Annotated in this window: 11 protein-coding genes; 7 read left to right on the forward strand and 4 right to left on the reverse strand. The window is 62.0% G+C overall.

Annotated elements, in window-relative coordinates; genetic code table 11:
* Nucleotides 1-122: 122 nt before the first annotated feature.
* Nucleotides 123-1,166 carry a class I SAM-dependent methyltransferase gene (locus AC1DV9_RS05800; protein ID WP_477946661.1) on the reverse strand — a complete coding sequence of 348 codons (1,044 nt, stop codon included), beginning with the start codon at nt 1,164-1,166 and terminating at the stop codon, nt 123-125.
* A 318-nt stretch (nt 1,167-1,484) separates the two neighbouring features.
* Between AC1DV9_RS05800 and AC1DV9_RS05805 the strand changes: the two genes are divergently transcribed.
* Both AC1DV9_RS05805 and AC1DV9_RS05810 read left to right on the forward strand, forming a co-directional pair.
* The gene (locus tag AC1DV9_RS05805; protein ID WP_112387149.1) at nt 1,485-3,485 is read left to right on the forward strand and encodes a putative bifunctional diguanylate cyclase/phosphodiesterase; all 2,001 of its coding nucleotides are present in this window, start codon (nt 1,485-1,487) and stop codon (nt 3,483-3,485) included.
* A 173-nt stretch (nt 3,486-3,658) separates the two neighbouring features.
* The gene (locus tag AC1DV9_RS05810; protein ID WP_477946662.1) at nt 3,659-4,909 is read left to right on the forward strand and encodes an MFS transporter; all 1,251 of its coding nucleotides are present in this window, start codon (nt 3,659-3,661) and stop codon (nt 4,907-4,909) included.
* 321 nt (nt 4,910-5,230) lie between these two features.
* On the opposite strand, the gene AC1DV9_RS05815 is transcribed toward AC1DV9_RS05810, so the two are convergent.
* Nucleotides 5,231-6,487, reverse strand: a complete 1,257-nt coding sequence (locus AC1DV9_RS05815; protein ID WP_477946664.1) for an MFS transporter — start codon at nt 6,485-6,487, stop codon at nt 5,231-5,233.
* A gap of 224 nt (nt 6,488-6,711) precedes the next feature.
* Here AC1DV9_RS05815 and AC1DV9_RS05820 point away from each other — a divergent pair, with 224 nt between their 5' ends.
* Together AC1DV9_RS05820 and AC1DV9_RS05825 are read left to right on the forward strand one after the other, a co-directional pair.
* The gene (locus tag AC1DV9_RS05820; RefSeq protein WP_112387466.1) at nt 6,712-7,065 is read left to right on the forward strand and encodes a DMT family protein; all 354 of its coding nucleotides are present in this window, start codon (nt 6,712-6,714) and stop codon (nt 7,063-7,065) included.
* A 196-nt stretch (nt 7,066-7,261) separates the two neighbouring features.
* The gene (locus AC1DV9_RS05825) at nt 7,262-7,726 is read left to right on the forward strand and encodes a phage regulatory CII family protein (RefSeq protein WP_112539345.1); all 465 of its coding nucleotides are present in this window, start codon (nt 7,262-7,264) and stop codon (nt 7,724-7,726) included.
* A gap of 1 nt (nt 7,727) precedes the next feature.
* Here AC1DV9_RS05825 and AC1DV9_RS05830 read toward each other — a convergent pair whose 3' ends face one another.
* A complete protein-coding gene (locus AC1DV9_RS05830) occupies nt 7,728-7,949 on the reverse strand; it encodes a hypothetical protein (RefSeq protein ID WP_112539343.1) in 222 nt (73 codons plus the stop codon).
* A gap of 193 nt (nt 7,950-8,142) precedes the next feature.
* Between AC1DV9_RS05830 and AC1DV9_RS05835 the strand changes: the two genes are divergently transcribed.
* The 3 genes from AC1DV9_RS05835 (at nt 8,143) to AC1DV9_RS05845 (ending at nt 11,155) form a co-directional block, all read left to right on the forward strand.
* Complete coding sequence (locus AC1DV9_RS05835; protein ID WP_477943118.1) at nt 8,143-8,379, forward strand: hypothetical protein; 237 nt, start codon at nt 8,143-8,145, stop codon at nt 8,377-8,379.
* An 80-nt stretch (nt 8,380-8,459) separates the two neighbouring features.
* On the forward strand, nt 8,460-9,971 hold the full coding sequence (locus AC1DV9_RS05840; RefSeq protein ID WP_477946666.1) for a DUF1800 domain-containing protein: 1,512 nt from the start codon (nt 8,460-8,462) through the stop codon (nt 9,969-9,971).
* Between the two features lie 11 nt (nt 9,972-9,982).
* Nucleotides 9,983-11,155, forward strand: a complete 1,173-nt coding sequence (locus AC1DV9_RS05845; protein WP_477946668.1) for a DUF1501 domain-containing protein — start codon at nt 9,983-9,985, stop codon at nt 11,153-11,155.
* Nucleotides 11,156-11,166: 11 nt separating this feature from the next.
* Here AC1DV9_RS05845 and AC1DV9_RS05850 read toward each other — a convergent pair whose 3' ends face one another.
* Entirely contained in the window at nt 11,167-11,553 is a 387-nt protein-coding gene (locus AC1DV9_RS05850) for an acyl-CoA thioesterase (protein ID WP_112516033.1), read from the reverse strand.
* Between the last annotated feature and the right edge of the window lie 307 nt (nt 11,554-11,860).

Consider the following 11,860-nt stretch of genomic DNA (forward strand, 5'->3'; position numbering starts at 1 on the left):
AGTGAAGAGGCAAAGGGTACAAAAGGGAAACGAATGAATCGTTCGGATTCGGCGAATAATGGCGCCAAGCAGAAAGCCGGCCGGGGTGCCCCCGGCCGGCTTTGTCATGCTCTAAAAATGTCTCAGCCGCGCTTCTTGATGACGCCGTAGACGATGTTGCGGTTCTTGCCGAAGAAGACCTTGGATTCGCAATCCTGGCCCGCCGTCGCCTCGTGGATGATCTTCCACATGTCGGCTTCCGAACGAAGCAGCAGTGCCCAGTTCATGAAGGTCTCGATATAGCCGTCGACGAGGATCGGGTAGGAATAATTGGCGAACAGGAAGGTGCCGCCCGGCTTGACCATCTCCAGGCAACGCTGCGTCAGCTTGATGGCAACGCGATCGACCAGATAGTCGTAGAGGCCGGAGGCATAGACGAGGTCGAAAGTGCCGGGGTTGGAGCGGCGCATCAGCAGTTCGCGCACCGAACCATCGATCGCTTCGACGGCCGTCCCCTGGAAATCACGGGCGATGGTGCCGATGCTGATCGGATCCTGGTCGAGAGCGACCCAGCGCTTCAGCGCCTTCTGCCTCATCGCTTCGGAATAGGCGGCTTCGCGCAGGTGGCCGGCGGCGACGCTCAGCACTTCCGTGCCCGGGCCGCGTTCGGCGGCGACTTCATCGACCTGGCGGGCGAGGATGTCGCGGCGGTCCCAGTTGGCCTGCGAGGAGGGCGCGGTGCTGGTATATTCGAACAGCGCCTTGCCGAGATCGGAGGCGGCGGCGACCTTATCCATTACACTTTCGTGGCGGTAGATGAAGTCGAGCAGTGTGGCATCGCCGGAATAGCCGCGCGGCTTGTCCCAGGACCACTTGGTCAGCGGATCCTCGAGGAAATAGCTGGTGACGGCGTGATTTTGGATCAGCGGCACCAGTTCCTGCCAGACGCGCGGATGAATGCGGGCGCGCATCTCATGCAGCGAGATCGTGACGCGATCGATAATCTTGGTCGGGTCTTCGGATTTGGCAAACTGCTGGCGGGCCAGTTCGAGCAGCAGGGCGACTTCACCCTTGCTGATGGCCAGATGCTCTTCGAATCGGTCGCTCTTCGGCGCTTCGAGCTCGGTCGCTATGGCTTTGGGCGTAATAAGGCTATGGCCGTCGAAATCCATCTTGGGCTGGGTCACGCGATACGTCCTCTAATCAATTGGGGTTATATTACCGGGTCACACCTGTATCGTTTTGGGCGTTACCTTGAATTGTACATTAGCGAGAAACTTTTCATTAACCATTGAAATCCATAAACATGATTAACGGCGCCGGTCTGCCGCTCATTTAGCAAGCTTTAATCGAGCCCCTGTATTTTGGTGGTATTAGATTGCCGGTGTTGCCGTGCTTCCTCATCAGAAGGGGCTAAGCGAACCGCACGAATGCGTCAGTCAATTCCGCCCAGAGTATCAGCGGAGAGCTCTGGCGAAGCGTAGTACGGAGCGGTGGAACAGTGCATGAAGCACGAAATTGCCTATGCGGCAGAGATCGATCTTGAACCGAAGTTGCTGCGGCCGACGCCGGGCGAACTGCGGGATCTCTATCGCATCGAGGGGGAAGCTGAACGAAAGATGGCGACACGGCAGGGGCTGTGGATCGCGGTTATCGTCTATATTCTGTTTTCCGCCACCGACCTGCTGCTGATCCCCGATGTTGCCGCCTTCACGATTCTGGCCCGCGTCAGCGTGGGCAGCTTCGCGCTGCTGTTCCTGGAAGCCGAAGTCTATCTGAAGAAAAGTATCCAGTGGCTCGACCGCACCAGTGCGCTGGCGCTGGTGCTGGGCTTCGCGATCTGGTGCTTTCCGGCCGTGCGCACCGTCCATGCCGACAGCCTTTCCTATTACATGATCTTCGGCGCCATCTTCATGATGGGTGCCAACCAGTTCTTCAATTTCCGGTTCGGCCTTTCGGTTCTGGCCTCCAGCGCGGTGCTGGTGACCTTCCTGATCTCGCTGCTGTTCTTCTGGCCGACGAGCGTCTACGCCATGGCCTTCGGCATGTTCTACGTGTCGTGCTTCGTCTTCACCTCCTATGTGAACTGGAAGCTGAACCACGAGCGCTATCACGTCTTCCTCAATGCGCTTGAAGCCAGGATGCAGCAGAAAGAAGCGACGGATCGCGGCGAGGCGCTGCTTCGCATGTCGAACACCGATTACCTGACCGGTCTCGAAAACCGCCGGGCCGTGGACCAGCGGCTGCGCGACTACTGGAAGGAATGGCAGCGCAAGGGCGTCGGCTTCACCGCCATCCTCGTCGATGTCGATTTCTTCAAGAAGTTCAATGACGGCTATGGTCACCAGGAAGGCGACCGCTGCCTCATTCATGTTGCGCGCACCATCAAGGACGCGATCGAGCCCTATGGCGCGTCGATCGGCCGCTACGGTGGCGAGGAATTCATCGTGCTGGCGCAGTTCGACGAGGTCGCGCGCGTGACCGATCTGGCCGAATGCATTCGCGATACGGTCGAGCAGATGGGTTTGATCCACGAGGAGCGCCGTGACGGCACCTCGATCGTTACCGTCAGCGTCGGCGCGGCCTATACGCGTGACCAGAGCGGCAAGCTGGAAAAGATCATCCACGAGGCCGACCGGGCGCTCTACAGTGCGAAGGCGGCCGGTCGCAACTGCGCCCGCCTGTTCGATCCGAACGATCCGTTCAGCAGCGACGAGAGCGAGAATATCGCGGCCCTGCTGCGGATCGCCGTGGCGCAGGATCTGCTTTCGCTGGTCTACCAGCCAATCGAGGATATCCGCACCGGCCGCCGCGATGCGGTCGAAGCGCTGATGCGCCTGAAGACGCTGGATGGCAGCTCGATCCCGCCGAGCCTGTTCATCCCGATTGCCGAGCGTACCGGCATGATTCTCGAGCTTGGCCGCTGGGTCATCCAGACGGCTTGCCGCGAGGTTTTGGCTCCGAACCTGGCGCAGATCGCCAGCGTCAACGTTTCGCCGATCCAGCTGCGTATGCCGGGCTTTGCTGCCAGCGTTGCCGCCGTGCTTTATGAGACCGGCGTTGCCGGTAACCGCCTTGCCTTCGAAATCACCGAAGGCCAGGAAATGGAAATGCATGCCGACGTCCTGAAGTGCATCAGCGATCTGAAGACTCTGGGCATCAAGATCTGGCTCGACGATTTCGGCACCGGTTTTGCCGGCCTCTCCTGGCTGCGCCTCATCGATTTCGACACCGTCAAGATCGACCGCTCGTTCCTGCATGGCAGCGCCACGCCGCGCGGCAAGGCGATGCTCGAAGACATCGTCGGGCTGATCCGCAACCGTGGACCGAAGATCCTCGTTGAAGGCGTGGAGACGGCGGATCAGCTGTCGCTGTTGCGCCAGCTCAGGATCGACTATGCGCAGGGCTATCATCTCGGCCGCCCGGCGCCGGTTCAGGCAATCGATTCCACGCCCGCAAAGCCGAGCCGTCCGGCGCTCGTCGCATCCCGGCCAGCCGGCCGCTAAAGCCTTCCAAGGCCTGCCAAAATGCCGCAGTCAGCTTGGGGGAACAATGTCAGCAGCGCTGACGTTGTGATCCGCTGTCTTCAAACAGCGCTCCCGCCCGCTTCCAGGGCACTCTTTCCGACGGCATCCGGAATTGCCCCGCCTCGCCGCCGTTTTCGGATGGAGGACAACAGATGTCCGCATTGGCAAGTCTGCGTGCACTTACACCGCAGCAGCGCAATACGCTGATCGCCAGCTATCTCGGCTGGACCCTCGATGCCTTCGATTTCTTCATTCTCGTCTTCGTTCTCAAACACATTGCCGAAGAATTTCACACCGACGTTCCGGCCGTCTCGGCGGCAATCTTCCTGACGCTGGCGATGCGCGCCGTCGGTGCTCTGGTCTTCGGGCTGGCGGCAGACCGGTTCGGCCGCCGCGTCACGCTGATGGCGGATGTGCTGCTCTATTCGATCTTCGAGTTCCTGACCGGCTTTTCGACCGGGCTGACGATGTTCCTGATCCTTCGGGCGCTGTACGGCATCGCCATGGGCGGGGAATGGGGCGTCGGCGCCTCGCTCGTCATGGAGACGGTGCCCGACGAATCCCGTGGGATCGTTTCGGGTATCCTGCAAGCCGGTTATCCGTCCGGCTATCTGCTGGCGTCGATCGTCTTCTTCCTGCTGTTTCCGGTTATCGGCTGGCGCGGCATGTTCTTCGTCGGCGCTCTGCCGGCGCTGCTGGTGCTCTATATCCGCCGCAATGTCGAGGAGAGCCCGGCCTTTCTGCGAAGGCAGCGGGAAGGGCGCAGGCCGTTCCTGACCATCCTGCGTGAAAACGTGCCACTGTTCATCTGGTCTGTGCTGCTGATGACGGCGTTCAATTTCCTCAGCCATGGCACGCAGGATATCTATCCGACCTTCATGGAAACGCAGCGCGGTTATGACAGCTACACGACCGGGGCGATCGCCATCGTCTACAATATCGGGGCGATCTGCGGCGGATTGTTCTTCGGTGCGCTGTCGCAGCGGATTGGCCGCAAGAAGGCGATCGTTATCGCGGCGCTGCTGGCGATCCCCGTGGCACCGTTATGGGTCTACGCGCCCGGGCCAGTGCTGCTGGCGCTTGGCGCGTTCCTGATGCAGTTCTTCGTACAGGGCGCCTGGGGCATCGTGCCTGTGCATCTCAACGAGCTGTCGCCGGACGAAGTGCGCGGCACATTCCCGGGCTTTGCCTACCAGCTCGGCAATCTGCTGGCCTCGGGCAATGCAACGATGCAGGCGGGCCTGGCCGCCCATTGGAACGGCGACTATGCCACAGCGCTGCTCGTCGTCGCGGCGATTGTCGCCGCCGTCGTCGCGCTGCTTGCGGGCTTCGGCTACGAGAAAAAGGATGTGCGCTTTGGCGCGGCGAAGGCCGAGACGCCAGAAGGCGCATTCCGGGCCTGAGTAACTGCGGCGGACGCGAGCCGTCCGCCGCCGATCTTTGCCGATTGTAGTCTTTTCTTAACCAGCGTCTTCTAATCTTTCCTTGCGGTGGTCAGGTATTGCGTTCCACTGCGACTTTTTATGATGCGGTTTACACGATGGCCGGCATCACAAAGGCGATAAATTTCGCCATTGCCTTTCCCAATGAATTCTTGCTGACCAGCGGACATGCCGTTTCTGCACCGTTTCCAATGCGGCGTACGAGACGAAGCCGGCGAGCTTTTTCGATTGCGAAGCCGCTGGGTGATTTGAAACGAGTTGAATACAATAAGATGTGGCGATCTAGAGGGCCGCGGTGGTAGCGGCTGGCGCGAGTGTCCGGGCCTTCGGGCGCTCCGGCACGATGGCCCGCCGCGCATACCAGAACACCCCGATGGCGGCGATGGCTGCGGCGCCGTGGACCCAGTAGGCGAGCGCATAGCCGCCTTCCTTGGTCAGCCAGCCGGCAACGATATTGCTGAGGGATGCGCCGATGCCCTGGACCGTCATGACGGCGGCGAGGCCGGCGTTGAAGCGTCCGGTGCCGGAGAGGATGCGCTCGGCGGCAAGCGGCGTGGCGATGCCGATCAGTCCGGCGCCGACGCCATCGAGGAATTGCACTGGATAGATCGCTGCGAAGTTGCCGAAGCTTCCGGCGATGGCACCGCGCAGCGGCAGGGCGCAGAGCGCTATGATGAAGACGAGCGCGAGGCCGAAGCGGCGGATCAGGAAAGGTGCGGCCAGCGCCATGGCGATCATCGACAGTTGAGAGACGCCGGTGACGATTGCCGTCGTGCGGAAGGGTGTGCCGAGCTGGATCGAAAAATCCTGGGCGATCAGGCGGCTCATCGGCGCATTGCCGAAATGGAAGATCAGCAACGTGACGGCGAGCAGGATGAGGCCGCGCGAGCTGGCGATGATTGAATAGCCGGATGGGCCGGGTGTACCGTCGTCGTGGGCCAGACCGCGCGCGACGGCGTTGTCGATACTGCGCGGATCGATCGCCAGCGTGGCGCCGACCGTGGCGATGGCCGTCGCAATCATCAGCCAGATGATGCCGTTGAGCCCGAAAAGCAGCGTAGCGAGATAGACACCGGCCAGAGAGACAACGTTGCCGGCATGGTTCCAGAATTCGTTGCGCGCCACCTGATCCGGAAAGGCCGCCTCGCCGACGAGACCAAGCGTCAGGCCCATCAGCGCTGGGCCGATCACCGCCCCGACAATTGCGGTTGCCGACTGGCCGCCGAAGACGGAGGCGTTTCCGGGGCTGGCCAGCGTCCAGAGTGCGGCGGCGGTGACTAGAATGACCGGGATGATGATCAGCAGCCGTTTGTGTGGCGAGGCATCGACCAAGGCGCCGAACAGCGGCGTGGCGATCAGCCCTAGGATGCCGCCGAGCGTTGCGACAATGCCGAGCGTCATCGGCGACCAGCCATGCGTGGCGAGGAAGCCGTCAAGGAACGGCCCCAGTCCGTCGCGGGCGTCGGCAAGAAAGAAATTGAGAGTTGCCAACGCGACCAGCGAGCGGCGGCTGAGGGCGGATTGTTGCGGCGATGGCATCTCTGCTCTTCCTTCAGGACGGTGGTGTCCTGAAGGTGGCTCCGCCGTTTGCGGGCCGCTTCCGGCGCTCGCCATGAACGGCGGCCCGGATCAAAAGTTCCGCGCCTGCGGCAGGGCCGCTTCGATTTTCTTCAAATGCGCCCAATGGGTTCCGCGGGGCTTGAAGAGCGCGAATTTCGGGATACATGCTGGCGCCAGCAGTCACGCCTTCCAAGGATTCTCATATGCCGTTTTCGCTGAGCCCCGCCGCCGTCTGGCCGGTCATCATGCTTTTTGCCTCCAACATCTTCATGACCTTTGCCTGGTACGGGCATCTGAAGCACAAGAGCAGCGCCATTTTCCTGGCCATTCTTGCCAGCTGGGGCATTGCCTTCTTCGAATATTGCCTCGCCGTTCCCGCCAACCGGATGGGCTCGGAAGTCTATTCGACGGCGCAGCTGAAGACGATGCAGGAAGTGATCACGCTGATCGTTTTCGCCGGCTTCTCGATCTTCTGGCTCGGCGAAAACCTGACCTGGAACCACGCGATCGGCTTTGCGCTCATTGCGCTCGGCGCGTCCTTCATCTTCCGCGGATGAGGATGCGGCCGCCCGCGATGCGGCGTAAGCGGACGGGCGGCCTTCGCCGCGACCGGGGTGGTGATCGCAGCGCGCCGGTTGCCTAGCCGGCCGCGCATGCGAGTTCCATCAAATCGGCGCCGTCTTTTCAACGGCACGTTGCCACTTGCCATTGCCTTCCGCTGCATGGACACTCTTCCCATAGAGGGAGTGGACCATGGCAGAGCGCGGCCGCGAGTTTGCAGATATCGCCTATACCGTCCTCGTCGTCGAGAAGAAGCCGGGTATCGAGGCGGTGGCCGCGGCGCTCGGCATGACCTATGCCGTCTTGCATTCGAGGCTGATCAACCGGACCTGCTTTTCGGCCGACGAAATCAATGCCCTGGTGCGGGCGGTACCGGATGTGCGGCTCGTCAATTGCCTGCTGAAGGAAACGGGTTTCGTGGCAGCCGACCGTCCAGTGCCTGATGCCGCGGGCCACGATGGCCAGCCGGCCGAGACGATCGGCCTCCAGCGCATCGCGACGCGGGTGGTTGTCGACGCAACCGGCATCCTGGAGCTTGTCGATGCTGCACTCGCCGGGGGCGGAATGGACCACAGACGGGAAGCGCTCGTCCGCAACGAGATCAGCGAGACCGAGCGGTCGCTTGCCACCCTGCGACTGCGGATCGCCGAGGCGTGATTCAGCGGACGCGGCGGCGGAGCTTGTCCAGCCAGTCATCGCCTTCTGCTCGCAGCACTTCCATCTCGGCCGAAATGTCGCCGTGGCGTTGTTCCAGCAAACTCTTGCGCGCCGGCGTGCCGCCCTTGCGAAGCTTGGACTCGATTGCAAGAAGCTGAAGCTTGTAGAGGTTAAGCGTGCGCACGACGCGCATATATTCGCTGAGAGGATTGGGATCTGGCATCGACTGTCGGCTGGCTGGATCTGCGTTTCAAACGCGCAGCCCCTATCGCGCCGGACACAACCGCGACATCAAAACGCGTGGTATTTTTCAACGGCGAGGTGGTGGCCTCATGACGGCCGGTAACATCGAGTGACCGGCCAGCGGGGAACGGGTGGAGGCGTTCTGCGTTGGTTTCCAGAACCGGAGATCAATAATGCAGAAGAACAAACCACTCGTCGAAGTCGTCGTATCCACCGCCGAAGGCAAGGTGCCGATGGGCATCATGAACACGGAGCAGGCGCTGGCTCTGCCCGATGATATCGATGCCAAGGTCTCGCATCCCGATCATAAGGCAGGCGAGACGGATGTGTATATTCCGATCGAGGAGTTGGAGCAGCATGCTGTTGCATCTGTCGGTTCAGCGGGCCGAAAACCCAATAATTACAAATAGTCCATGTCTGCAATCTGCCTGAATGCAGTCGCATTTGGTTGAGACCTTGTCACCATCAGGTGATGATGAGGTGATCGGCCATGAGCGTGTCATTTCAGACGATGGCGGCTATCCGTTTCGGTTATGGCTTCCGGCCCGGCGAGTCTGGGCCGCAGGACATCCAGGCGCTTCTCGGCCAGCTGAAGACCGGGGCGCAGAGCCCGCCGTCTTTTCCGGCCGGCGGCGCTGATGCATGCCGCCAGCGGCTGACGGCGCTGCAGGATCAGCTGAAAGCGATGCGTCAGGATGCCAACGCCGGCGGCGACGAGGGCGAGCGCCGCGACCGGCGCCGCGATCTGCAACGGCAAGTGCAGCGCGGGTTCCAGCGCGATGCCAATCAGCGACTGATGCAGCCGGTGCTTTCGGCCAACGGTTTTTACGAGCGGCTGGCGACCTTCTGGACCAACCACTTCTCGACCAGCGCCAACAAGAGCCTGCCGATGCGGATGATCGTGCCACTCTACGAGGCCGAGGCGATCCGTCCGAATCTCGGCGGCTCGTTCCGCGATCTCTTGCGGGCGGCGACCGAGCATCCGGCGATGTTGATCTATCTCGATCAGGCACAGTCTCAGGGGCCGGATTCGCCCGGCGGGATACGGCAGAGGAAAGGCCTCAACGAAAATCTCGGGCGCGAACTGCTGGAACTCCACACGCTCGGCACAGGCAGCGGCTATACGCAGGCCGACGTGCGGGGCGCCGCCATGGTACTGACTGGGCTTACCGTGGATCGTGACGATGTGGATACCGTCTTTCGTCCGCGTCTTTCCGAGCCCGGACAGCATAGCGTGCTTGGCATCTCCTACGGCGGTGAACGGCGAACGCGCAAGGACTACCTCGCGATGCTGGATGACCTCGCGGCGCATCCGAAGACGGCAGAGCACATCTGCCGCAAGCTTTGCATCCATTTCATCTCCGATCAGCCGCCGTCCGAAATGATCGCGGCGATGGCAGATGTCTGGAAGCGCACTGACGGCGATCTGACGGCTGTCTATGGCGCGATGCTCGACCACCCGGCCGCCTGGCGCGACGAAGGCTCGAAGGCGCGCCAGCCTTTCGATTTCGTGGTCGCCGGGCTGCGGGCGCTGAATGCCGGGAGTTTCATGGAAGCCAATCAGGACAATGACGACGATGCCGATGCCGCCATGGCCGCACCGGCCAGGGACATGACTGCCGGCGATGTGATGAAGAGCGTGGCGCCTGCCGATCCCGCGGGCAAAGAGGCGGTCAAGCGGCGCAAGGCGTCTCAAACCGCCAGAGCTTTGGGGCAGGGTGCGTTACGCCGTATGGGCCAGCCGGTCTGGCTGCCGCCGAGCCCCGCAGGTTTCGAGGAGACGTTCGGCGCCTGGATCACCGCAAGCCAGCTTGCCGAGCGGCTCGCCTGGGCCCGGCGGGCTTCGGCGCAATTCGGGAAGGACGAGGATCCTCGCGACTTCCTCAAGGCAACGCTCGGCGATGCGGCGCGCGACGAGACGATCCGGGTCGTTTCGCAGGCGCCGAGCAAGGTCAGCGGGCTGACGCTGGTTCTTGCCTCACCCGAATTCAACCGCCGATAAGGAGACCGGCCATGACAGAGTTTCTGCTTTCCCGCCGCGGTTTTCTGGCCTCCGCCTGCTGTCTCGCCGCTGCTCCGGTTTTCACGCCCGTCACCTTCGCCGCCATGCCGGGCGATAACAGGTTCGTCACCATCGTGCTGCGCGGCGCCATGGACGGGCTCGATCTGGTGCAGCCTTATGGCGAGGCCAGTTTTGCAACGCTGCGTCCGACACTGGCGCTGACGCCGGACAAGGGGCTCATCGATCTCGACGGTCATTTCGGCCTCAATCCGGCGGCTGCCGATCTTCTGCCATTGTGGAAATCGAAGGAGCTGGCCTTCGTCCATGCGGTATCTACGCCTTATCGCGACCAGCGCAGCCATTTCGACGGGCAGGATATGCTGGAATCGGGCGGCGAGCATGTGGCGGAAGAAAAGACCGGCTGGCTCAACAGGGCGCTCGCCGTCATCCCGCGCTCGGATGCGCGCAAGGCGATCGACGTCAACACATCGACGGAGCTGATCCTTTCAGGTCCGAACAATGTCGATGTGTGGGCATCGGATTCCAATCTCGGCACCGCCAAGGACGAAATGCAGTTTCTGATGCGGCTCTATGCCGGGGACCCCGCCTTTGCCAAGGCGATGGAGGAGGCGACCCGGGCCAATGGCGCGGCGATCATCGCCGAACCCGACGGCAAGCGAGGCGAGAAGATCGCCGATGTCGCCGCGCTTGCCGGCAACATGCTGAAGGGCGACTATCGGATCGCCAGTTTCTCGATCACCGGCTGGGATACGCATGTCGGGCAAGCCGCGCAGTTCAAGCGGCCAGTTCAGGATCTGGCGGAAGCGATCAACACACTGAAAACCACGCTAGGCGCTGATATCTGGTCGAAGACGGTTGTCCTTGCGATGACCGAGTTCGGCCGCACAGTTCGCCAGAATGGCTCGGGCGGTACGGATCATGGAACGGGCGGTTGCGCGCTGCTTGCGGGCGGAGCTATCAACGGCGGCCGTATCCTCGGCAAATGGCCGGGGATCGGCGATGCCCAATTACTCGACGACCGCGATCTGATGCCGACGGCCGATGTTCGGGAGATCGCCGCGGCGATGCTCTACCGGCAGTTCGATGTTACTGCCGAAGACCTGACGGCGAAGATGTTTCCGGGGTTGAGTTTTGACAAGGGCTCGCAGTTCCTGCGAGCCTGATGAGAGCCAAGTCACTCGGCAGGGACAGGTTTCGGCGCGCCGTTTTCGTCGAGGGCCACCATGATGAAGGTGCCGGCGGTGACTTTCTCCATCTTGTTATAGCGGGAACGGTGCGCCCAGGCTTCGACACAGAGGGTGATCGAAGTGCGGCCGACGCGGTCGATATCGGTATAGACGGAGAGCGTATCGCCGATCTTGACCGGCAGTTCGAAGGCCATTTCCTTGACGGCGGCGGTGACGACGCGGCCGCGGGCGCGCTCGGCGGCGCGGATGCCGCTAGCCAAGTCCATCTGCGCCATGACCCAGCCGCCGAAAATATCCCCCGCCGGATTGGCGTCGCCGGGCATGGCGAGCGTGCGGAGGGTCAGTTCACCTTTCGGCTTCGGGCTGTCGTTCATCATCAAGTCCTTGTCATGTCACGGAGGGTGAAGATGGCAGGCTTGACCGCCGGATGGCAAGGGCAATGCGGTGGTTATGCAGGGAGGGATTCTCAGAGACGGCCGAGCGTGAAGAAGAGTGCGGCCCAGAAGAGCGCCGAAAGCTCGGCGGCTACCAGAAAACCGATTGCGCGTTCCGTCATAGGAGCTCCCCCTCGTGGTTAAAAGGGGCTCGCGACCCCAGACGCGAGCCCCAATCCCTTCGTGTCCGCCAAGACGCGTTAAGATGGCGAGCGAAATACTCAAAATGGGGGAGGCGCGGTATCGT

The sequence above is a fragment of the Rhizobium sp. 01L410 genome, from assembly GCF_056400165.1.

Excerpts from the sequence above, each read along its gene's own strand:
- AC1DV9_RS05830 (WP_112539343.1), bottom strand. The coding sequence starts at position 7,949 with ATGCCAGATCCCAATCCTCTCAGCGAATATATGCGCGTCGTGCGCACG.
- AC1DV9_RS05845 (WP_477946668.1), top strand. The coding sequence starts at position 9,983 with ATGACAGAGTTTCTGCTTTCCCGCCGCGGTTTTCTGGCCTCCGCCTGC.
- AC1DV9_RS05840 (WP_477946666.1), top strand. The coding sequence starts at position 8,460 with ATGAGCGTGTCATTTCAGACGATGGCGGCTATCCGTTTCGGTTATGGC.
- AC1DV9_RS05805 (WP_112387149.1), top strand. The coding sequence starts at position 1,485 with ATGAAGCACGAAATTGCCTATGCGGCAGAGATCGATCTTGAACCGAAG.
- AC1DV9_RS05850 (WP_112516033.1), bottom strand. The coding sequence starts at position 11,553 with ATGAACGACAGCCCGAAGCCGAAAGGTGAACTGACCCTCCGCACGCTC.
- AC1DV9_RS05820 (WP_112387466.1), top strand. The coding sequence starts at position 6,712 with ATGCCGTTTTCGCTGAGCCCCGCCGCCGTCTGGCCGGTCATCATGCTT.
- AC1DV9_RS05825 (WP_112539345.1), top strand. The coding sequence starts at position 7,262 with ATGGCAGAGCGCGGCCGCGAGTTTGCAGATATCGCCTATACCGTCCTC.
- AC1DV9_RS05815 (WP_477946664.1), bottom strand. The coding sequence starts at position 6,487 with ATGCCATCGCCGCAACAATCCGCCCTCAGCCGCCGCTCGCTGGTCGCG.
- AC1DV9_RS05835 (WP_477943118.1), top strand. The coding sequence starts at position 8,143 with ATGCAGAAGAACAAACCACTCGTCGAAGTCGTCGTATCCACCGCCGAA.
- AC1DV9_RS05810 (WP_477946662.1), top strand. The coding sequence starts at position 3,659 with ATGTCCGCATTGGCAAGTCTGCGTGCACTTACACCGCAGCAGCGCAAT.